Annotated in this window: 22 protein-coding genes; 19 read left to right on the forward strand and 3 right to left on the reverse strand. The window is 37.6% G+C overall.

The genetic code is table 11. The features are described from left to right. The first annotated feature begins 1 nt into the window (after position 1). From FFM61_RS06180 to FFM61_RS06190, 3 genes are read left to right on the forward strand one after another with little or no spacing between them, the layout of a single operon-like run. A complete protein-coding gene (locus tag FFM61_RS06180) occupies positions 2 to 547 on the forward strand; it encodes a shikimate kinase (protein ID WP_074427704.1) in 546 nt (181 codons plus the stop codon). Next, positions 507 to 1,238 carry a type I 3-dehydroquinate dehydratase gene (gene aroD / locus FFM61_RS06185; RefSeq protein WP_074427703.1) on the forward strand — a complete coding sequence of 244 codons (732 nt, stop codon included), beginning with the start codon at positions 507 to 509 and terminating at the stop codon, positions 1,236 to 1,238. Before FFM61_RS06180 ends, aroD begins: the two co-directional genes overlap by 41 nt. Continuing rightward, the gene (locus FFM61_RS06190) at positions 1,228 to 1,929 is read left to right on the forward strand and encodes a hypothetical protein (RefSeq protein ID WP_210726684.1); all 702 of its coding nucleotides are present in this window, start codon (positions 1,228 to 1,230) and stop codon (positions 1,927 to 1,929) included. Before aroD ends, FFM61_RS06190 begins: the two co-directional genes overlap by 11 nt. Before the next feature lie 92 nt (positions 1,930 to 2,021). Here the strand turns inward: FFM61_RS06190 and FFM61_RS06195 are convergent, their stop codons facing one another. From FFM61_RS06195 to FFM61_RS06205, 3 genes are read right to left on the reverse strand one after another with little or no spacing between them, the layout of a single operon-like run. Beyond that, positions 2,022 to 2,690 (reverse strand): energy-coupling factor transporter transmembrane component T family protein, encoded by a 669-nt coding sequence (locus FFM61_RS06195; RefSeq protein WP_074427702.1) that lies wholly within the window; start codon positions 2,688 to 2,690, stop codon positions 2,022 to 2,024. Further along, complete coding sequence (locus FFM61_RS06200) at positions 2,683 to 4,098, reverse strand: ATP-binding cassette domain-containing protein (protein ID WP_074427701.1); 1,416 nt, start codon at positions 4,096 to 4,098, stop codon at positions 2,683 to 2,685. Before FFM61_RS06200 ends, FFM61_RS06195 begins: the two co-directional genes overlap by 8 nt. A gap of 4 nt (positions 4,099 to 4,102) precedes the next feature. After that, complete coding sequence (locus tag FFM61_RS06205; protein WP_074427700.1) at positions 4,103 to 4,666, reverse strand: ECF transporter S component; 564 nt, start codon at positions 4,664 to 4,666, stop codon at positions 4,103 to 4,105. Between the two features lie 371 nt (positions 4,667 to 5,037). On the opposite strand from FFM61_RS06205, the gene FFM61_RS06210 reads away from it, so the two are divergent. From FFM61_RS06210 to FFM61_RS06285, 16 genes are all read left to right on the forward strand, one after another. Beyond that, positions 5,038 to 6,012 (forward strand): ribose-phosphate diphosphokinase, encoded by a 975-nt coding sequence (locus tag FFM61_RS06210; protein WP_074427699.1) that lies wholly within the window; start codon positions 5,038 to 5,040, stop codon positions 6,010 to 6,012. 38 nt (positions 6,013 to 6,050) lie between these two features. Next, positions 6,051 to 7,040 (forward strand): aldo/keto reductase, encoded by a 990-nt coding sequence (locus FFM61_RS06215; RefSeq protein ID WP_074427698.1) that lies wholly within the window; start codon positions 6,051 to 6,053, stop codon positions 7,038 to 7,040. A gap of 104 nt (positions 7,041 to 7,144) precedes the next feature. Continuing rightward, entirely contained in the window at positions 7,145 to 7,630 is a 486-nt protein-coding gene (locus FFM61_RS06220; protein ID WP_074427697.1) for a DUF1456 family protein, read from the forward strand. Positions 7,631 to 8,022: 392 nt separating this feature from the next. Beyond that, positions 8,023 to 9,417 carry an Nramp family divalent metal transporter gene (locus FFM61_RS06225; protein ID WP_074427696.1) on the forward strand — a complete coding sequence of 465 codons (1,395 nt, stop codon included), beginning with the start codon at positions 8,023 to 8,025 and terminating at the stop codon, positions 9,415 to 9,417. Between the two features lie 240 nt (positions 9,418 to 9,657). Further along, on the forward strand, positions 9,658 to 9,972 hold the full coding sequence (locus tag FFM61_RS06230) for a PadR family transcriptional regulator (RefSeq protein WP_074427695.1): 315 nt from the start codon (positions 9,658 to 9,660) through the stop codon (positions 9,970 to 9,972). Further along, complete coding sequence (locus FFM61_RS06235) at positions 9,965 to 10,582, forward strand: DUF1700 domain-containing protein (RefSeq protein WP_083194515.1); 618 nt, start codon at positions 9,965 to 9,967, stop codon at positions 10,580 to 10,582. The genes FFM61_RS06230 and FFM61_RS06235 overlap by 8 nt, the downstream gene beginning before the upstream one ends. 1 nt (position 10,583) lies before the next feature. Beyond that, positions 10,584 to 11,399: a DUF4097 family beta strand repeat-containing protein gene (locus FFM61_RS06240; protein ID WP_074427694.1), complete on the forward strand. Its 816-nt coding sequence runs from the start codon at positions 10,584 to 10,586 to the stop codon at positions 11,397 to 11,399. 219 nt (positions 11,400 to 11,618) lie between these two features. Then, positions 11,619 to 14,009, forward strand: a complete 2,391-nt coding sequence (locus FFM61_RS06245; RefSeq protein WP_074427693.1) for a Xaa-Pro dipeptidyl-peptidase — start codon at positions 11,619 to 11,621, stop codon at positions 14,007 to 14,009. After that, the gene (locus FFM61_RS06250) at positions 14,010 to 14,828 is read left to right on the forward strand and encodes a Cof-type HAD-IIB family hydrolase (protein ID WP_074427692.1); all 819 of its coding nucleotides are present in this window, start codon (positions 14,010 to 14,012) and stop codon (positions 14,826 to 14,828) included. A gap of 263 nt (positions 14,829 to 15,091) precedes the next feature. Then, positions 15,092 to 15,403: an Asp-tRNA(Asn)/Glu-tRNA(Gln) amidotransferase subunit GatC gene (gene gatC, locus FFM61_RS06255; protein ID WP_074427691.1), complete on the forward strand. Its 312-nt coding sequence runs from the start codon at positions 15,092 to 15,094 to the stop codon at positions 15,401 to 15,403. After that, positions 15,403 to 16,860, forward strand: a complete 1,458-nt coding sequence (gene gatA, locus FFM61_RS06260) for an Asp-tRNA(Asn)/Glu-tRNA(Gln) amidotransferase subunit GatA (protein WP_074427690.1) — start codon at positions 15,403 to 15,405, stop codon at positions 16,858 to 16,860. Before gatC ends, gatA begins: the two co-directional genes overlap by 1 nt. Then, positions 16,860 to 18,305: an Asp-tRNA(Asn)/Glu-tRNA(Gln) amidotransferase subunit GatB gene (gene gatB, locus FFM61_RS06265; RefSeq protein WP_074427689.1), complete on the forward strand. Its 1,446-nt coding sequence runs from the start codon at positions 16,860 to 16,862 to the stop codon at positions 18,303 to 18,305. The genes gatA and gatB overlap by 1 nt, the downstream gene beginning before the upstream one ends. A 97-nt stretch (positions 18,306 to 18,402) precedes the next feature. After that, the gene (locus FFM61_RS06270) at positions 18,403 to 19,350 is read left to right on the forward strand and encodes a diacylglycerol kinase (protein ID WP_074427688.1); all 948 of its coding nucleotides are present in this window, start codon (positions 18,403 to 18,405) and stop codon (positions 19,348 to 19,350) included. A gap of 254 nt (positions 19,351 to 19,604) precedes the next feature. After that, positions 19,605 to 20,900: a bifunctional folylpolyglutamate synthase/dihydrofolate synthase gene (locus tag FFM61_RS06275; protein WP_074427687.1), complete on the forward strand. Its 1,296-nt coding sequence runs from the start codon at positions 19,605 to 19,607 to the stop codon at positions 20,898 to 20,900. 2 nt (positions 20,901 to 20,902) lie between these two features. Continuing rightward, on the forward strand, positions 20,903 to 21,526 hold the full coding sequence (locus FFM61_RS06280; protein WP_210726685.1) for a non-canonical purine NTP pyrophosphatase: 624 nt from the start codon (positions 20,903 to 20,905) through the stop codon (positions 21,524 to 21,526). 5 nt (positions 21,527 to 21,531) lie between these two features. Then, positions 21,532 to 23,058 carry a UDP-N-acetylmuramoyl-L-alanyl-D-glutamate--2,6-diaminopimelate ligase gene (locus FFM61_RS06285; protein WP_074427685.1) on the forward strand — a complete coding sequence of 509 codons (1,527 nt, stop codon included), beginning with the start codon at positions 21,532 to 21,534 and terminating at the stop codon, positions 23,056 to 23,058. The last annotated feature ends 99 nt before the right edge of the window (positions 23,059 to 23,157 follow it).

The raw sequence follows: 23,157 nt of genomic DNA on the forward strand, positions 1-23,157 counted from the left end.
AATGAAAGTTATTTTAATTGGGTTTATGGGTGCTGGTAAAACGACAGTGGGTCAATTATTAGCAACTAAGCTAGCGCAACCTTTACTAGATACTGATCAATTAATTATTGATCAAACGCAGCAAACACGGGGAGACATTTTTGCAACAGTTGGGGAAATTGGCTTTCGAGAGATTGAACGTCAAATTTTAATAGCGGCAATCAATAAACCAGGCATCATTGCAACGGGTGGCGGGATTATTGAGTTAAGTGCCAATCGTCAGTTATTAGCTGGCATGCCAGTGCCAGTTATTTATTTATCTGGCTCGTTTGGTCAAACAATGGAACGCTTAGTCAAAGATGATTCGCGCCCCATTGTGCGTAATAAATCATTACTTGAGTTAGCGCAACTGTGGGAAGAGCGGCTGCCTAAATATGCAGCTATTGCAACCAAAACAATTTATACAGATAATAAATGTGCCGAGCAAGTAGCCAATGAAATTATTGCATATGTGAAGGATATTGGGGATGAAACAGTTAAAAATAGGGGCAGTCGCAGCAACAGCTGATCGTCCACTAATTGCAGCGCCGATTACAGCTTACACCTGGCAACAAGCAGTTCAACAAGCTGATTTGCTCAAAAAAAGTGCCGTTGATGTTGTTGAATGGCGGGTGGATTATCTTGAAACGTTAGATAATTTAATGGTTACGCATATTCAAAAGGTTTGCCAAGCAACTAGTAAACCCGTTATTTTTACCTGGCGTACACAAGCGGAAGGTGGGGCAAAAGCATATAGTAGACGGACTTATGAACGTGTTTACTTAAACGCAATAACAGCGGGTGTTGCCGCTTTAGATATTGAAATCAATTTATTGGCAGATCAGAAAAATTTATTAAAAACAATACCAAATGATGTGCAAATTATTGGTTCAAAGCATTATTTTACAAAGACCCCCGCTAATTTAGTGTCATTATTAGATAACATGGTAACTTTACCGATTGATATTATTAAATTGGCAACTATGCCACAACAATTAAGCGATGTTGATGTTTTATTAACGAGCACAAAAAAGGTTGCAAAAAATGCAAACAAACCATTGATTACGATGGCAATGGGCGTAATGGGGATGCCTTCTCGTATAATTGGTAGGCGATACGGGTCACAGTTAACATTTGTAACGGTCATTAACAGCTCTGCACCTGGTCAATTGATGGTGACAGATTTATTGCAAAAATGGGGAACGCGTTATGATATATAATAGTCGATTTTTTGAAAGTGAACGCCAAGCACTTATTGCCAATATTCCAGGAACTATGAGTTACTCTTTAGTGACTTTTCATGGTATTGGAGATGATATTAGTTTGGACAATATTAGATTACGCTTAGATTGGCGGGCACCTGATGTTTTTAAAGCATACTTAAACCAAGCATTATCGGCAGATGAAAATTTTGATCGGATTGGGTATGTGACACGTACCGAAATGCTTTTAGGACAAGCAATGTTTGATTATAATGGGAATTTTACGTTAGCAATCAATACGCTAACGGCATCTATCGCCAATTATAGTCATGAAGCAATGCAATTAGAGGCAGTTGGTGCTGATATGATTTTACCAGTTGGGTTAACAGATTTACGTCATGTTATCCACTTAACGAAATGGCATCATGAAAACCATGTTTTGTATCACTTAGTAGCAGGTTTACCAGCTTTAGAACAAAAGGTTGATAATTTACGTAATGCAGGGACATTTAAAAATTACGGATCATTATTCCGTCATGAAACTGAGTTAGACAGTCAAACATTGCTAGTTTTTATAGGCGATTTAATTCAAGATTATTTTGGCGTAGAAAGTAATCAATTACGTTTAACTCGGGCTGCTTTTGGAAAGGTAGATCCTAATCAATCAGTAGCAAGTAATCGGGTATTGATAGCGGATTTTGAAAATTGATTACGTTCAATATCGCTAATTAAAATTAAAAAAGGGACATCAATCTAACCAATTGTATATGGTGGATTGATGTCCCTTTTAGTAGCTGTGCGTTACCAAGGTTTAAATATGATGGCAACTAATAAATATAATAGAACCAAAACAACGGGTAACAACCATTGCCATCTTGGTAAGTGGTCTGTCACGGTTTGTGTTCGAGGAAAGCCTTCTGAAAAACCATGCGAGGTCATGGCGATAGCTAAATCATCAGACCAATGTAAAGCACTTAAAATGGCTTTAAAGTAAATTTGCGGTTGCCATAAACGATAGGTAACCCCACGCAAAGCACCAGCATAACGAATAATTTGGACTTGGCGGCGTACGCGAGGTACCAGATTAAAAGCAGCTAACAAGCCGTACGTAAATGTGTTAGATACTTTAGCGTGTTGATTCAAACTTGTCAATAAATCCTTAACGGATACAGTCAGTGTCACAGCAGCACCTAAGAATAAATAGGCGTACAAACGAGTTGCATAGACGAGCGCTAAATGGTGTGTGTCACCAGTTCCAAAGGCAATGAATGACCACCATGTCCCAAAGGCAAGCGGAAATGAAATCAAAATCATTAAGCCAATTAACTTAAAATTTGGACGTTGTGTCAGTAGATACACACTGCTGATTAAAACAACGACACCATTTAAAATAATCGACCGAACAAACGATGTTTCAATACCGATACCAAGCATGATTGCAACTAAAATGGTTGGATTGAGCTTAAACATTATTAGCCTCCCCAATTAAAGTGAGTGATTGATCTTTAAGGACTAATTCATAGTCAATAAACTTAGCTAAGCCATTACGTTGGTGAGAAATCATTAAAATGCTCTGGTGAGTGCTCTGAATACTATCACTAATTAATTGCATAACGGCTTGAACAGAATCGCTATCCAGGCCTGCTAATGGCTCATCAAGTAACAAAACAGGTTGTCCCATAATTAACATACTTAAAACCTGTAATTTTTTTTGTTGGCCACCGGATAGTTGGTAAACAACATGATCTAATAAGTGATCTAAATGCAAGGTCGTTAAAGCAGCTTGAATACGTTCACTTGTCCAATAAGCCCCGGTTAAACTGTGAAGCTTTGATAAATTAATTTCTTCTTGTAAGGTCATTTTAACAAATTGATCTGTCGCAGATTGAAAAATTAAGGCAACTTGCTTGGCCCAATTTTTTAATTTTATTTTACGTGTGTTTTGACCGTCCCAGTTGATCTGACCGGTATACTTTATTTGGTGACCTAATGCTTTAAATAAAGTTGATTTACCAATACCATTGGCACCAGATAGTAAGCCAATCTGAGCGTTAGGTAAGGTGAAAGAGCTCTCAGCTAATAATATCCGTTGCTGACCAACCGTTAAGGTCAGTTGATTAAAACTAAGATGACCTGTGGGACGAGGTAAACCATAAAATGGCGTGATAACCGGTAAGTTACCTAGTTTAGTTAAGGGCTGTTGGGACATTGTCCCAGTTGTTGTATCAATTGCATATAAATAATCAACTAATGTCTCATAACCAGATAAGTCATGATCTGAGATGATAATTGTTTTATGTTGTTCAATTTGTAATTTTTTCAAATCAGCTAATAAGGCTAAACGAGCTGTCGGATCAACACTTGCAAAAGGTTCATCTAACAAAATAATATCGCTATCCATTGCTAATACAACGGCTAAGGCAACCCGTTGCTTTTCACCACCTGATAGAGTTAATAATTCTTGATCAGCAATATCGGTTAGGTTGAGCGCTTCGAGAACCAAAGGCACTCGTTGCTTAATGATATCCAGTGATAACTGGATATTTTCTAATGCAAAAATTAATTGTGACCGGGCAGTACGCATCGCAAATTGGCGATCTGGATTTTGAAAGAGCATGGCAATACGCTGGGCTCTTTCAAAAGGGACAATCGGTTGAATGGCTTCATTGTTTAATAAAATTTGGCCGCCAGTAACGACACCACCAAATTTTGGTAGCAACCCAGCCATTGATTTTAAGAGTGTTGACTTACCTGAACCTGAAGGACCGATTAACAGATTGAATGATCCTGGTTGGGGTGGCCAATTAATTTGATTTAAAACGTTTGGTTGATTATCAGCGTACGCAAAACTAAAATTTTCAACTTTTAAATTTGTCATAAGCTTAATGTTTTAAAACACCAGACTTGGCAACCAATTTTTGAATGTAATAAACTAATACGCCACCAAAGAACCCAGCTGAAATTAACCGGATGATAAATAATGTAATCATCAAGCTAGGCTTGTAGTCTGCATAACCACTATTAAATAAATCCCAGATAAAGGTGATGATGGTGGTTGTGATGACAGAAAAAGTTAAACCAAGTTTTCCCCAGTTTTTATAACCAGTTGCTGCAAAGCCTAATTCGGTACCAACACCTTGAACAAAGCCAGAAATCAAATTAGCAGCACCCCAACTTGAAAATAGCATCATTTCGACAGCAGCAGCTAAAATTTCACCTAGTAGTGAACTACCTACTTTTTGTAAAATTGCACCAGCAAGTGGGGCGGCCATTAACCAAACCCCCAAGGTCAAATCATTGGCATATGGCTTTAAAGGAGTTGCTGCTACAGCATAGTAAGCGACACTCCAAACCTCAAAAATAACCCCAAAAAATATGGCGATGATTGCTAGGAAAATAACGTCCCGTAGTGACCATTTTGTCTTTGACTCATTAACTGTTTGCATAATAAAGTGCAAACCTCCTTAAAATAATATTGTCGAATCGCCAAAGCTCTGGTAGCAAAAAAATCCCAGTACCACAAAGAAATATATCTTCGTGGGCACTGGGATTGTTTACTGTCATGATAAACAAGAAGCTCCCTAGCAAAATTACATTGCTCAGGTTCTATGGGTATTTTCTCAGCCAGCACTTGGCACCCCAGCTTATTTGATTCGCTTGTCTTAGTATAGGGGCAATTAAAATTATTTGCAAATTAAACTTATGTTTATCACAAATTTTAGCTAGATTATATCGAGATAAAAGATACCGTAACGTTGTTTATTTTGGTAAAATAAAGAAGACAGGAAGTAAGGATGAGAAATGGAGGCATTCGTTCGTGGAATCTCAAATAACATTGTTAGGATTGAGCACCAATTATACACTAGCAAAATCTGTGGCTGAAGAGCTGAACATACCATTGACACCAGTAGATATTCAGCGCTTTGCTGATGGTGAAATTTATGAACGAGTTCAAGAAAGTATTCGTGGGGACGATGTCTATGTTATTGCCCCAATTGCTGAAGAAGTAAATGATGCTTTCATGGAAATCATGATTGTTGTTGATGCACTACGCCGGTCATCGGCAGGGCAGATTACTGTCGTTATGCCATATATGGGGTATGCGCGTCAAGACCGTAAAGCAAAGTCTCGTGAACCTATTACTGCTAAAATGGTGGCCTCTTTAATTGAAATGAATGGTGTTGATCGTGTCGTTTCAATCGACCTACATGCCCAGCAATTGCAAGGATTTTTCGATATTCCAGTGGATCATTTAAAAGCAGCGCCGTTATTAACAGATTATTTTTATAGTCGTAATATGACGGATAACTTGGTTATCGTGTCACCAGACCATACCGGTGCCGGTCGAGCACGTAAATTTGCTGATATTTTGAAAGCACCATGGGGGGTTGTTAATGATAATATCGCAATGACAAATCCAGAATCAACAGATGCAATCGTTGGTGATGTGAGTGGCCGTCGTGCTGTCATTGTAGATGATATTGTAGATACGGGATACCGTGTACAAATGACAGCTCGTGCACTTTTGGCTAATGGGGCAACTGAAGTTTATGTTGCTGCGACTCATCCAGTATTATCCGGAGCTGCTGCTGATAAATTAGCAACTGATGATAATATTGAACGGTATATTTTCACAGATACGATTCAAATTCCAGAAGGAAAGTTGAACCCTAAATTTACTGTATTATCGATTGCACCATTATTAGCAGAGGCAATCCAGCGTATTCACGATAATGATCGCATTGATGTTTTATTGCGTTCAAGTAACAATCCTGACGTTAATATTTACTAATTTTAAATTGTATGAAGTCAAATTTGGGAGGTACAAACATGGTTTATGCAGCTGCAGATAACCGGTATGATGTTATGCCATATCGCCGCGTATCGGATTCCGGTTTAATTTTACCCGCACTGTCTTTCGGTTTGTGGCGCAATTTGGGTGATCAAATGCCACTATCAAATTCACGTGAGGTTATTTTAAAAGCATTTGATAATGGTATCTTTTCATTTGATAATGCTTCTAATTATGGCCCATCAGATGGGACTGCTGAAGAAACGTTTGGTGCAGTGTACGAAAAAGATTTACGTCCATATCGTAATGAATTAGTTATTACAACCAAGGCTGGTTTTCATATGTGGCCAGGACCATTAGGTGAATTTTCGGGTAAGAAAACCCTAACGGCCGCCTTAGATTTATCATTGCAACGGATGCACTTAGATTATGTAGATATTTTTTACGCCCATCGTTGGGATCCTAATACTAATTTACGTGAAACAGCGCAAGCGCTTGATTTAATGGTTCGTCAAGGTAAGGCATTGTATGTTGGTGTATCTAATTATACAACTGAGCAAGTGGCTGAAATTTCAAAAATTTTTGATGAATTACATACACCATTTATTGGTAACCAAATGTCATATAATATGTTTAATCGTGAAGCAGAAGAAAGTGATATGTTATCAACTTTAGATGACCATCATGCTGGTTTAATTGCGTATGGGCCATTGGCAGAAGGGCTGTTGACGGATCGCTATTTAGATGGGATTCCGGCTGATATGCCATTACATCGAACGAATGCATTTATTCAAAAAGATCCTCAGGGTGCCGTTGCTAAGCTTAATGCGCTAAATAAAGTTGCTGCTGACCGTGGTCAAACTTTGGCGCAGCTAGCAATGGCTTGGTTGTTACGAGATAAGCGGGTACCGTCAATTGTAATTGGCGCTTCTTCAGTTGATCATTTATTGGATAATGTTAAAGTTGCTGATAATATGTCGTTATCAACAGAAGAATTAAATAAAATTGATCAAATCCTAAAAGGATAAGTTAAAATTGTTTATTTTCAAAGTAACAAATATGGAAATAAACAGTTTTTTTATTGAAAAATAAGTTGTTATAATCATCAATCATGAAAGAAGTTAATTAGTAAATGCATAATAATGATATCGTCCGTCGTTTACAATATATTTTTAATATTAGTAGTAAAGATATGTTAGCCATTTTTAAATTGGGTGATCTGGATTTAACGAAAGCTGAGTTTTTGGCTATAATTGCCAAGCCGGCCCAAGAAAGTGCACGTGATGCGCAATTATCACGGCATGATTTGGAAAAATTTATGAACGGCTTAATTGTGTCACAACGCGGGCATAAGAAAAATGAAGATGGTTCTTTGGCACCACAAGATTACAGTATGCAACGTGATAATGATATTAATAATGTGGTAATTAAGAAAATTAAAATTGCGATGTCATATACAACCGAAGATTTGTTGGCCTTTTGGCAGGCAGCTGATTTTAAAGTGACGAAGGGTGAGGTTGGGGCAATGCTCCGTCGCAAATCACATCCTAAATATTTGGTTGCAGGGGATCAGTTTATGCGTAAGTTGTTGATGGGGATGGCAGAAACTTTGCGTTAAAATGATGCAAATTAATTTGAAATAGAGATACCATTACGACAATAAGTGTTGAAGTTCATCGGTAGTGGATAACTATAATCGATCTATTGTTTAATCGACATCTTAAAATAATTTAGTTGCCAGTAAAATTATATTGAATTGATTGATAAACTTTTTGATAATACTGCATAAAAAAAATGAAAATAAAGAAAATAAATGGTTGCATCTTAGCTAGCAACAGAGTAAGATGTTGTTTGCGGGTGAGCATACTCCCGGTTAAGTGAAAGTCATAAGCTTTCAACAACCAAGTTGGACGAAAATCTTTATGAATTTTATTTAGCACTATATACAAAAAAGTAAATAGTACACTGGGATGACCTTACGACGACAATTATTTATCTTAGGAGGTTGTCATGTCTGAGGAAGAAATGACGGGAAAAAAAGGCTTTATTCAAAGTGCAGCGAATGATGATAGTCTTGGTGATGTCAATGGATCGGTAGAAATACCCAAAAGCGGTTCATTTTGGCGTAAATTATGGACTTTTTCAGGTCCAGGAGCGTTAGTTGCCGTTGGGTACATGGATCCGGGTAACTGGGTAACTTCAGTTACTGGTGGAGCTACTTATCGCTACACACTATTATCAGTTGTTTTGATTTCATCATTGATTGCAATGATGCTACAATACATGGCTGGTAAGTTGGGAATGGTTAAGCACGAAGATTTAGCCCAAGCTACTAGAAAACGTACGAATAAAACTGGTGGTATTGTTTTATGGGTTATCAGTGAATTAGCTTTGATGGCTACTGATATCGCTGAAGTTATCGGTGGTGCGATTGCGCTACACTTGCTATTTGGTTGGTCAATGATTGCATCTGTTTTGACGACTGCTTTAGATGTTGTTTTGTTGCTACTATTGATGCGTTTTGGATTCCGAAAAATCGAAGCTATTGTTGTCACACTTGTTTTAACGATTTTATTTATTTTCGGATACTTAGTTGTATCATCAGATCCTAACTTGGCAGCATTGTTTGGTGGTTATTTACCACAACTTCAAGCAGTTAGCACAACTGGTATTCACGGTGCTGATTCACCACTTTTGATGACGCTAGGAATTATTGGGGCAACTGTTATGCCACATAATTTGTACTTACATTCATCAATTTCACAAACACGTAAGGTTAGTCGTGATAATAAAGCAGAGCTAAAAGAAGGTGTCCGCTTTATGACATGGGATTCAAATATTCAATTGTCATTGGCTTTTGTTATTAACTCATTCTTGTTGATTTTAGGAGCTTCATTGTTCTTTGGACATGGTGATTCAGTTGGAACTTTTGGACAAATGTATAGTGCCTTAAGTGATAGTACCATTGCCGGAGCCATCGCCTCACCAATTCTATCAACTTTGTTTGCTGTTGCTTTGTTAGCATCAGGGCAAAATTCAACAATTACTGGAACTTTAACTGGTGAAGTTATCATGGGTGGTTTCTTACACTTGAAAGTACCAATGTGGCTACGTCGTGTGATTACACGTGGTTTGGCGCTAATTCCGGTTGTTGCTTTCACACTAATATATGGTGGGAACGAAGGAAAACTTGATCAGTTGCTTGTTTATTCACAAGTATTCTTATCAATTGCCTTGCCATTTGCTATGGCACCGCTAATTGCCTTTACGTCTTCTAAGAAGATAATGGGTGAAGATTTTGCTAATCCAAAGTGGATGACTTGGGTAGCATGGATTGTATTTATTGTATTAACAGCATTAAATCTTCAATTAGTATTCCAAATTGTTGGTCAAATATTTAGCTAATTAGTTAATTAGATTAACTATTAAAAATTAAGAGGCTTCAGACTTTTGGAACGCGTTTATGTTATAAAAATTTTGGGTTTATAATTAATACATTTTTAACTAAAAAGGCGTTGGGACATATTCTTTTGTCCCAACGCCTTTTTTGACTATCAAAAAATAAGCAATTTCTTGACATACCATTATATGTCGTATAACATAATGGTATATGGAATATAACATTAAAAAATAGGGAGAAAAGCCATGAATATTCAAGTACCAACTACGGTACTAGATGGCTCAGTATTAGCAGTATTAACTAAAGCGGATACTTACGGATATATTATTACCAAAGCAATGCAAGAATTATTAGGGGTAAGTGAATCCACCATGTATCCGGTACTTAGACGGCTAAAACGCGATGGCTATCTAGAGACATACGATAAACCATTTGAAGGACGTAATCGACGCTATTACCACATAACTGAGCTGGGAATAAGTCACCTGCAAGAAATTGTTCACTCATGGGCGTCATTTAGAGAGGCAGTTGATTCATTATTGGAGGAGCATAATGATTAAAGAGTATTTAGATAATGTGAGATCTTATTTGAAAGATTTACCGACTGATGAACGAGAAGAATTATTACAATTTTACGAAGAACAAATGTTAGATGCGGGCTATTCAATACAAGAAATTGAAGAAAAATATGGGACACCTAAACAATTTGCACGTTCTTTAAAAATTGAGTATTTTATTGAAAATGATGAAGTAGCTGATGACATGGTACCACGTAGTACGCGAACTAAAAATCGTATGAATCTAGTCTGGTTAGTGATTCTAGGATTGTTTGCTTCACCAATTTTAATACCGGTTGCTATTGGATTGATTGGTATTTTGATTGCAGCTGTAATTGGCTTCTTGGGTATTTTATTTGGTATTTATGTTGGTATTATCGGTGTATTGGCAGGTGGCTTGATTGCCTTTGTTAATGGTGTTATTTTACTTTGGCAATCAGTTGCAACCGGTATTTTTTACATCGGGGCAGGTTTGCTGTTGACGGGTGCTGTCATTTTCTTTGCACCAATCGTTTGGCGTATTACACGATGGCTATTTGAGATGTTAGTAACATTTATTAAATGGATAGGTAATCGTTATTTGATTAAGAATAATGTTAAGGGGGCACGTTAAGATGGGATTAAAAGCAGCATTAATTACTGGTGGTAGCGTCATGGTTGTTGGTGGTGCGATGGTAGTTATTGGTCTATCTACAGGTGCTAATACAGCTATTACTTGGGATAACGGACCAAAAATTGTGAAAACACATAAATTTAATAAAACACTTGCAGATCATCAATATAAAAAACTAACCATTAATGGTGGCTCAAATAGTGTGATTAACTTAGTTCAAGGTGATGAATGGCACATTTCAGGTCATTACACAAATGTTGATCAGTTTAATTTGCATGCCGATAATGATGATTTGAAGATTACTATGCATGATCGTGATCGGTTTATTTTGGGCGTTGAGCCATCGAGTCAAAAGTTAACGATTACGGTACCTCGTGGCATTAATTTAGATCAATTATCAGTTAGGACAGAAGGTAGTGGGATTATTACGAAAGGTATTTCAGCTAAAAATGTCGCTATTACAAATTATTATGGTGGTGTTCGGCTACAATCACTACATACCAATAAAATTAGCATAAATGGCGAATCAAGCCATTATCGTCTAAAAGATGTTAATGCAAATCAGTTATATCTAACGGGTGATGATACTACTTTTAATGCTGATCATCTAACACTTAAGGAAGCGAGTGAAATTAAGACTGATAATTCAAATATTGAATTAAATAACGTCGCTGTGCCGGGCATGAAAGTTATTAATAGAGATTGTGATCTTGAAGTAAATGATAAAGATCAGGGTGAGACGGATTATATCACTGGTGATCAACAAAAAGCCTTGAAGATAACTGGGGAATATAGTGCAATAACAATTAATCATTAAAATTACGCTACATGAGACCAGCAATCTTTCGAAACCTGCTTAAAGAGTATTAATCTATTATTTAAATGATAGATTAATGCTCTTTTTGGCTTATATTTCCTTATGGTCTGATTTATTTTGTGTTGCCATTATTTAAATGATAGTTGTTTAACGGTTGAGCTAGTTCTCATTATGTTTTAATGTTTGTTATAATATAAACATTGAAATGGAGATGATCACATGAAGATAAATCAATTTGGGATTATTGAGACAACTTTTGAACAAAAGATAACAGAATTAACGGCTATTGGTTTTTATGATGCAACAATTAAATTAGCTGCTCAACAGGGGCCAATGGCGCTATTTGCAGCATTAATGAAGCAAGCAGCAATAACAACGGCTGTAAAGACTAATTTTTCCGATTATATGGTTAATGAAAATCAAGATTTGGCTGATTTTTTGACAACTCGTACAGCATTGACGATGCAAGAATTTGATAGTGTTGCACTACAATTATTACAATTTACAGAAAATGTTGATTACACATTGGCAGAACCGGTCAAAGGCATTAAAGCGCTAGGATTGCCGCTGGCTGATATACCAGGAACTTGGTCAACGAATGATTTGCTATCAGCGTGGTATGACCTAATGACGACCCATACAAAAAATGGTCTTCAATTTATCGACCTTTTGGCGAGTCATGGCTACTTTAAAACGACTAATGAATCATTATTTTTTAATGGTAAAGCCATGGTGACTTTTGATACCAAAACCTTAAAAAAGGAAGTTGTATACGTTGAAACTGATTTGGATACGGATAATGATGGTATGAAAGATTTAGTTCGGGTTGATATTATTCGACCAACGACGAACCAATTAGTACCGGTATTGTTTACAGCTTCGCCGTATTACCAAGGTACGAATGATGCAATTAGTGATAAAAACATGCATCAGGTTAATGTGCCGCTAGAAAGAAAGCGACCGAACCATGTGACGTATGACGAAATTTCCTATCAAGCAGCACCAACTAAAGAGTTGGCAAGTCATAAAAAAACCGGGGAAACAGCAGTAGCAAGCAAAACGTTTTACCCAACATCGCATGTCGATTTAAATAATTATTTCTTATCGCGTGGTTTTGCAGTTGTGTACTCATCTGGGGTGGGGACGCGCGATTCCGATGGTATGCAAGATACAGGTTCACCAGAACAAGTGGCTAGTATGCAGGCAGTTATTGAATGGTTGGCAGGTAATCGTCGTGCCTTTACTGACAAAACGAGTGGTGTCATGATTAAGGCAACCTGGTCAAATGGCAAAGTTGCAATGACTGGAAAATCCTATCTGGGTACTTTAGCGACAGCTGTGGCTACGACGGGTGTTGCTGGCCTAGAAACGGTGATTTCTGAAGCAGCAATTTCTGACTGGTATCAATATTATCGTGACAATGGTTTGACGATCGCACCAGGTGGTTTTCCTGGTGAAGACATGGATGTTTTGGCTGAATTAGTTTATTCAAGAATGCAAGATGCAGGTGATTGGCATCGTACTAAGACACAATGGCAGCAAAAACAGGCTAAAACTGTCCAGGAGATGGATCGAGCAGGTGGCAATTATAATTCATACTGGGATGCACGTAATTATTTGAAAAATGTTGCCAACATCAAGGCTGATGTGATTATGGTACAAGGATTAAATGATTGGAACGTTAAACCACGACAAGTCTTTCGGTTGTATCAAAAATTACAAGAATTAAATGTTGTTAAAAAATTATATTTACATCAAGGTCAGCATATTTATATTAATAATAATCGTTCCTTAGATTTTAGTGATCAAATGAATTTATGGTTAAGCTATAAATTATATGATGTCAATAATCAGGCAACAACACAATTACCAGATATAACATGGCAAAATAATCAACAGCCAGATACGTGGCAAATAAAGGCTAGTTGGGGGCAAACAACACCCACAGCCATTTCATTGGCCAATGTACAAACACCGGTTAGTTACACAGATCAGCAAACCAGGCAAGCCTATGCTACTTACAGTCAAGACTATCAAACTTGGCGTTCATTAATGATGAATCGTGAGAAGCATGATTTAGATCATGCCCGTATCATGTTTTTACAACCAAAACAGACGCAAGATTTGTTGATTGATGGTGAGGTGTCTTTGCAATTGCGAATGAAATCATCGTCAAATATTGGCTTGGTTAGCGCCATGCTAGTTGATTATGGGCTAGAACAACGCTTGACCACTAAACCTGTGCCCCAAGGTAAACAAATTGATCGTGGCAAGAATTGGCAACCAACGTCATTAGTTGAATTTGGGTTAGCAAAATCAACGCCATTCAAAATGATAACGATTGGTCATATGAATATGCAAAACCGTGAAAATCCATGGCGGGTCAATGATTTAAGGCCCCGTGAATATGTTGATTTAACCTTAACCTTGCAACCAACGTTATATCAGTTAACAGCTGGTCATCAATTGGGTGTCGTTATCTATGGAACTGACTTTGAAATGACGGTGCGTGGCAATCAAAATATCACATATACAATTGATACAAAGCACAGTCAGTTATTGGTGCCAATTGTAACAGTAGCAGATGCAAAGATTAATGGGAAAAAGTAAATGGGACGAAAATTAATTGGAATTGACTTAGATAATACAACATTAAATGATGCTGGACAGGTGTCATTAATGACCCAGCAAATGATTAGAAAGGCACAACAAGCTGGCCACGTGGTTGCCATTGTAACAGGGCGACCCGTGCGTTTGTCGACGGAAATTTATCGTCAATTAGGCCTCGTATCGCCAATGATTAACTTTAATGGGGCACTTGGTGAAATACCTAATATGCCGTGGGAACATGCATATTCTTATAAAGTAGATCGTGAAATTGCGTTTGATTTGATTGAAAACGCCAATGATTTGGCAATTAAATCGATTGTTGCTGAAAATCGTTCTGAGGTTTGGACGAACAGTATGATTGCACCAAAAAATCCTGCTGAAGCTTTTTTCTTTCCACAAAATGAAGCGACAACGCAAATGTTGAATCGATTAAATTTAAAAAAGAATATTAATTCAATTTTGATTGAAGCTCAAAATGAAACGCATCAAAACATGATTCAACAATATGTAACAGATCGCTATGGCGCAGAGCGGGTAATGGTTAAAACTTGGGGGGCAAATTCACCAGTTTTAGAAATTGCCCCTGCTGGAGTGGCCAAAGATACTGGGCTACAGATTTTAAAACGGGCTTTTAATATCGACAAGGCTAATGTATATGCTTTTGGCGATGAGATGAATGACTATGAAATGATTGACTATGCCACGCACGGTGTTGTGATGAAAAATGGTAATTCACAGCTAAAAGAGATTGCCAATGATGTGACTGATTATACTAACGATGAAGATGGTTTGGCTAAATATTTAGCTAAAATCATTTAGGCATTTCAAAAAGGCGATTAATCGTACTTTGATAATGTGTTTTTTAATATTTAAAATACTACTTTAAGGTTAAAAAAACGTGTAAAATAAGTATATTGTATTGATTAAAACATTTATTAAAGTTGTGTACCATGTTTATTAGCATGAAACTTAAAAAGTAAATGGCACGTTAGCTATGATAATCTAGTAAATTTGCCAGATGACATATACTAAATGTAAAATCTTTTGTAAAATAGCTATAGCAAAGCATGAAAGGAATTAACATGGCAAACGAGCAAATTACGCGTGAAGAAGTTGAACATGTGGCTAGCTTAGCAAAGTTAGCTCTAATGGATACAGCAGCTGATATGTTTACAGATCATTTAGGTAAAATTTTTGATGTGGTAACAACGCTAGCAGAGGTGGATACAGAAAATGTTAAACCAACGTATTCAGTTACGGAAATGCATACGGTCTTACGAGATGATGTGGCTAATAATGCCCATCAATCGCAAGAATTGTTGCATAATGCACCAGAGCACCAAGACACCCTAATTAAGGTGCCTGCAATTCTTGATGGAGGGGCTAAAGATTAATGGATTTTTTGCATACAGATATTCAAAAGTTGCATGAAAAGCTTGTTAACAAAGAAATAACAGCTGTCGATTTGGTAAAAGAAACTTTAGCAAACATCGAACAGACTGATGCAACTTATGATGCATTTCTAACAACGATGACAGATAAGGCTTTGGCCGAGGCAGCTGCAATTGATGAAGCAGGTATTGATCCGGATAATGTTTTATTAGGAATTCCATATGGTATTAAAGATAATTTAATTACCAAGGATGTTACGACAACTGCTGCGTCAAAGATTTTGCAAGACTTCAAGCCTATTTATGATGCCACAGTTGTATCACGTTTGCGTGAACAAGGTACAGTTGGTGTTGGTAAGTTGAACATGGATGAATTTGCCATGGGATCAACAACTGAAACGTCATATTACAAGCAAACGAAGAATGCTTGGGATCAAACGAAGGTGCCCGGTGGTTCTTCTGGTGGGTCTGCTGTATCTGTTGCTGCAGGGCAAGTACCATTTGCATTGGGAACGGATACTGGTGGTTCAATTCGTCAACCAGCTGCTTTTAATGGAATTGTTGGTATGAAACCAACTTATGGTCGTGTGTCACGTTTTGGTGTCATTGCATTTGCGTCTTCACTTGATCAAGTCGGTGTATTTACGCGTAATGTTAAGGATAATGCTAGTGTATTAGGTGCGATGGCCGGTATGGATGTTAATGACCAAACGTCATCAGACCAACCGGTTCCTGATTTTACAGCGCGTTTAGATGGCGACATTCAAGGCCTAAGAATTGCTGTACCAACTGAATATTTTGCTGATGGGGTCGATGATCAAATTAAAGCAACTGTTCGTGCCGGTATTGATAAATTGCGTGAATTAGGTGCAACGGTTGATGAAGTATCATTGCCACACACAAAGTATGGGGTTGCAGCTTATTACATTATCGCTTCTGCCGAGGCATCTTCAAACTTGCAACGTTTTGATGGCATTCGTTATGGCTTCCGTCCAGAAAACGTTAAGAATCTGGAAGACTTGTACGTTCAAACACGTACACAAGGTTTTGGGGATGAGGTTAAGCGTCGTATCATGCTTGGAACATACTCATTATCAGCTGGTTCATATGATGCATTCTTTAAGAAGGCTGCACAAGTGCGTACGTTGATGAATGATGACTTCCAAAAGGTTTTTGCAGATTATGATTTAATTGTCGCACCTACAACACCAAATGTGGCTTACGACTTTGGTGCTAACCAGGATGATCCTGAAGTCACATACATGAATGATGTTTTGACGATTCCAGTTAATATGGCTGGTTTGCCAGGTATGTCAGTACCAGCTGGCTTTGTCGCTGGTTTACCTGTTGGGATGCAATTGATTGCTAATCGCTATCAAGAAGAGACCATTTATCGCGCAGCTTATGCGTATGAGCAAGCAACGCGTTTGTTTGAAAAAGTACCAGGAGGTAAGGATTAATGGCAGTTCCAAATTTTGAAACGACAATTGGTTTAGAAGTCCACGTTGAATTAAAAACTAATTCTAAGGCAATGTCACCTTCTCCAGTACAATATGGTGCGCAACCTAACGCCAATACAAACGTTATTGATTGGGGTTATCCTGGGGTTTTGCCACAAGCAAATAAAGGTGCTTTGGAATATGGTATGATGGCTTCTTTGGCTTTGAATGCAGAGATTACACGTGATTTACACTGGGATCGTAAAAATTACTTTTATCCAGATAATCCGAAGGCATACCAAATCACTCAGCAACAAGAACCAATTGGTCGTAATGGCTGGTTAGAACTTGAATTTGAGGGTCAAAAGAAGCGGGTAGGGATTACTGAACTACACGTCGAAGAAGATGCCGGTAAGAATACTCACGGAACAGATGGGTATTCTTATGTTGATTTGAACCGTCAAGGAACGCCTTTAATTGAAATTGTTGGTGCACCTGACATTTCATCACCTGATGAGGCATATGCTTACTTAGAAGCATTACGTCAAGCTATCCAGTTTACGGGTATTTCTGATGTTAAGATGCAAGAAGGTTCAATGCGTGTTGATGCCAATATTTCAATTCGTCCTGTTGGTTCTAAAGAATATGGCACGAAGGTTGAGTTGAAAAACTTAAATTCATTTAACTACGTACGTAAAGCTTTGGTATTTGAAGAGAATCGTCATGCCAAAATTTATATGTCAGGTGGCACAATTCAACAACAAACCCGTCGTTTTGATGAAACAACTGGTGAAACGGTTTTGATGCGTGTTAAGGAAACAGCAGATGATTACCGGTACTTCCCAGAACCAGATTTAACGCCAGTACATGTTACTGATGACTGGGTTGAAGAAGTGCGGGCTAAGTTGCCAGCAACAGCTGGTGTTCGTAAAGCACGTTATGTTGATGAACTTGGTTTGGAAGTTTATGATTCAGAAGTACTAACGCAAACATTGGCAATGTCAAATTTCTTTGATGCAACAGTTGCACAAGGAGCTGATCCAAAACGTGCGGCTAATTATTTGATGGGTGATGTGAATGCCTTTTTGAATGAGCAACAAGCTGATTTGGAAGAAACACCATTAACACCAGCTCATTTAGCCGAGATGATTAAGCTAATTGATGATGGTACGATTTCAACTAAGATGGCCAAGAAGGTCTTCAAAGCTATTACTAAGGGTGAGGACCCAGTTGAGTTTGTTGAAAAGAATGGTTTGAAGCAATTATCAGACCCAGCAATTTTGACACCGCTGATTGATGAAATTTTGGATAATAATGAACAATCAATTATTGATTTCCACAATGGAAAAGATCGTGCAGTTGGCTTCTTAGTTGGGCAAATTATGAAACAAACTAAGGGGAGTGCTAACCCAGCAGTCGTTAATCAGTTGTTGATGGCTGGATTACAAGCTCGTAAACCAGAATAAACGAATCATGTTACACATCACTTGATGATGTTGACACTAAGAAATCAGGCAGTTTGTCTGGTTTCATACATATACTAACAATAGGAGTAATAATGTCATGAAACGAGCACGAATTATCTATAATCCAACGTCTGGTCGTGAGGCGATTCGTCGTGATTTAGTTGATATTTTAGATGTTTATGAGCAAGCTGGCTATGAAACGAGTGCGTTTGCAACAACCCCCGAAGAAAATTCAGCAATGAATGAGGCAACTCGTGCGGCAAAGGCGGGGTTTGATTTAATTATTGCTGCGGGTGGTGATGGTACGATAAACGAGGTCGTCAACGGTATCGCACCATTGGAACAGCGGCCAATGATGGCTGTTATTCCAGCAGGAACAACTAATGATTATGCGCGTGCATTACATATACCACGTGAAGATCCATTAGCTGCGGCTCGTGTTATTTTAAAGGGACGTGCTGCTAAAATGGATATTGGTCAATCAAATGATTCGTATTTTATTAATATTGCTGCGGGTGGTTCTTTATCAGAACTAACGTATTCAGTTCCTTCTAAGTTAAAGTCAATGTATGGTTATTTGGCTTATGTTGTCAAAGGGGCTGAGATGTTAACTAGTATTAAACCGATGGATTTACATATTAAATATGATGATGGTGAATTCAAAGGTAAGTCAGCAATGTTTTTCTTGGCATTAACTAATTCAGTTGGTGGCTTTGAACAAATTGTGCCAGATGCTAAGTTAGATGATGGTAAATTTACATTGTTGATTATTAAAACAACTAAGTTTGCAGAAATTTTGAATTTGATCACCGAAGTCTTAAAAGGAAAGCATGTTAATAATCCTAATTTAATTTATGCAAAGTCTGAACGTGTCGAAGTATCATCATTGAAGAACGACAAAATCATGATTAATCTTGACGGTGAATACGGTGGTGATGCACCGGTAACGTTTATTAACCATAAACAACATATTAAAATTGTTGCTAATATTGATGATGCTGCCAGTGACATGCTGATTGATGCACCAGTTGAATTAAATGATTAAAAAGTAAACAACATGATAAGTTACTAGGTTTTATGAATCTAGTAACTTTTTTGCTGTTAACTTAGTGATTATTAAGTTTAAAGTTTTATTTAATTAGTGGCGAGCATTATTTTGATTATTCCGATAATATGGGAATGCTTTAAATAGAAAAAATATGTTTTTTAAATATCCTGTGAAGTTACGGTAACTTTCGGGGTTTTCTTATGATAAAATTATTTGTTAAGAAAGTATATTAAAAAGGACCGGATAAGCTAATGGGGACGGTTGAAACGTATCGACAACTTGAAATGAATTTAGGGGATGATTGGCAATTATCCCCTAGTAAGCATAGTCGTGTAGGCATGTTAAAAGAAATTTTATCCTGGATTGGGCATCCAGAACGACGCCTATCTGTTATTCATATTGTTGGTTCCAATGGAAAAGGATCAACCGGTGTGATGATTAGTAAAATTTTGATGACTGCTGGTTATCGCGTTGGTCATTTTTCAACACCCGCAATTTTAACAGATTGTGAAGTGGTAACTATTAATGGTCAAATGATTAGTGAAAAAGAAGTTATGTACCACTACAAAAGAATTATGGTTGAAATTAAAAACCATGGTGGTGATGAAAATACATTGACTAAATTTGAAATGTGGACATTGATTGCGCTATGTCATTTTGCGAAACAAGAGGTTCAGTTTGCTGTTTTAGAAGCTGGTGTAGGGGGAACGGGTGACGCTACTAATGTTATCGAGTCACCACTAGTTGTTGCAATTACAAAAATTTCCGATGATCATTCAGATTTTTTAGGGCACAATCTCTTGAAAATAGCTGAAAATGTTGCAGGGGCTATTAAACCCGGCAGTTTGATAGTTAATTATCCTGGTCAGGATATTGATGTGTTTAAAATACTACGTGATAAAGCAAAGCAAGTAGAAGCTATTTGGAATCCCTATGACAAACCCAAGATCACATTAGTGCGTTCTTCGCCTGAAGGACTAGTATTAAATGCTGATCAACTAGAAGGTCTAAAGTTATCGTTAACAGGTGCATATCAAGCTAATAATTTGAGTACAGTTTTACAAATTGTAACCATTTTAAAGAACAAGCGCATTGCGTTACCTGATGTTGCAGTTGCCGAAGCGTTAGCTCATGTTAAAATCACAGGACGGATGGAATTTGATAGCAAGCATAATATTTTGTATGATGCTGCCCATAACCCGCATGGTATTACAAGCCTAGTAGCCACGATCCGTTCGTGGCATTTACCGTTTAAACCAACTGTTATTCTGGGGTTAGTAAAAGGTAAAAATACGGCCGAAATGTTAGATGAATTGTTGCCATACGTTGCAACGATTATCGCCGTAACCCCGGATTCAAAAAATGCAATGTCTGCAGATGAATTAGCCACTAAAATTGTTTTAACTAGTGACGTAGATGTGGAGATTGCCGATGATTCAACAGCGGCTATTTCACTGGCACGTCAGGTACGAGAATCATCCAAAGCGCTTATTGTGGTAACTGGATCAGTTTATACGCTACGTGCGATTGAAAAGGAAGGTATTTAATTATGCAACGTTTCATTATTGCTTCAAATAATACCCATAAAACCAATGAAATGATTCATTATCTAGCTGTATTAGGGATAAAGGGCGTTAATTATCGACAAATAATTGATCAAATTGTATTTCCACCAGAAACAACGGATGATATGGCTAAAAATGCGTTAGTTAAGGCGCAAACAATTCATCAATTGTTACCAAATGAATATGTTTTAGCTGACGACTCAGCATTATTTATTCCCGCTATCCCTGATCATTTTGGTGTGACAACAATGCGTGAATTTAAGGCACATCAATTACAAAGTGACGATGAAATTAATCAGTATGTGTTGGCACAGTTACCAGCAACAGCTGCGCGAGATGCTTATTTATTAGCACATTTTGTGGTGATTTCACCTCAAAATAAGATATATACGTCACAAGGTAAGGGTGGGATAAAACTTGTGACAAAACCACGGGGTCATCGGAATGGATTAGATGAGCTACTAGAGACTGAAAATGGGCAAACACTTGCAGAAATTGATATGCCTGAACGTGTACAATATGCACACCGGGGTCGTGCAGCAATGAAAATGAAAACCCAATTGCAACAAGCTGGCGAATTAAAAAAAGAAAGTAAAGAAGAGGACTAAGCGTCATGATACTCACTGCAGATAACATAACAACGTTATTAGCTGATCAAGATTTATTAATATCAGCACCAGAATTTGATGGTGAAATAAAACATTTAGCCTATAATTCAAAAGAAGTTGTGCCTGGCACACTATTATTTATTAAAGGTAATTTTAAACCTGAATATTTAGATGATGTGATTAAGGATGGGGCGATAGCAATTGTTGCACCGCAGAATTTTGAAAGTATGACCGACTTACCAACTTGGGTAAGTGATGATGTGCCTGCAGCTATGAGTATTGTGTCAATGGCTTATTATGGTTATCCACAAAATGATTTAGCGTTAATTGGTATTACAGGTACGAAAGGTAAAACATCAACGGCTTACATGGCGTATGAAATTTTACGTTCAGCCACCCATGATAAAGTGGCACTGTCATCAACTTTGCAAGTGATTACGGGTAATGAACCAAAGTACCATTATCGTGCGCACTTGACCACGCCAGAATCACTTGATTTATTTCGCTGGATGCGTGAAGCCGTTGATAATGGTATGACACATATGGTAATGGAAGTATCTTCACAAGCCTTTAAGATGCGGCGTGTTTACGGATTACGTTATAATGTGGGTATCTTTTTGAATATCAGTCCGGATCATATTGGTGAAAATGAGCACCCGACATTTGCAGATTATTTAGCACATAAAATGATGTTATTTGATCATTCCGAACAAATTGTATTGAATGCTGATAGTGACTATTTTGGTACCCTAATTGAACATGCAGCATTAAATGTCCCACGTGATGGTATTTGGCTATATGGAAAAGAAGACGCTGATTCACCAAAGGCGGATGCCTATTTTGAAGCAACGGATACAAACTTACATGGTAGTGTCTTTAATGTACGTGAAGTTGGCCAACAAGCGCAACATCTACATGTTAGTGGCGAATATACACTTGATATGCCTGGTGATTTCAATCAAAGTAATGCGTTGGCTGCGATGATTGCAACCCGTTTAGTAGGGGCTGATGCGCCAGCAATGGTCGAAGGACTAAAAATTGTGAAAGTACCGGGTCGCATGCAAGTGTTAAATACAAAATCACACGGGACCATTTATGTTGACTATGCACATAATTATGCATCAATTGCAGCATTATTACAGTTTGTTCGTCAAAATGAATCTGTCAATAAATTAACGGTTGTCGTAGGTGCACCAGGAAATAAAGGGGTATCGCGTCGACCAGGAATTGGTAAAGCTGTCAGTGAAGGGGCAGATATTGTCTATTTAACGAGCGATGATCCACAATATGAAAATCCAGATAAAATTGCTGATGAAATTCAGGCAGCTATTACGAATCCAGAGGTGACAATTTATCGACAATTAGATCGAACAGTCGCCATTACAGAGGCAATAAAAAATGCTGGTCCGGCTGATGTGGTCGTTTTAGCTGCTAAAGGGTTGGACGAATATCAAAAGGTTAATGGGGTTGATACACCCTATGAAAATGATTGGGCTGTTGCACAAAGAATAGATTCGGAGTTAGAGTTCTAGTTTTTAGATGTAAAATTTGTTATAATTTATAGAATTATCATAAAAATGACTAATTAAATTGTTAATAAAAATAAAAATGACCTCAGTTGTTAAAGTAAA

It is taken from the genome of Weissella hellenica, from assembly GCF_005405545.1.
Taxonomy (GTDB): Bacteria; Bacillota; Bacilli; order Lactobacillales; family Lactobacillaceae; genus Weissella; species Weissella hellenica.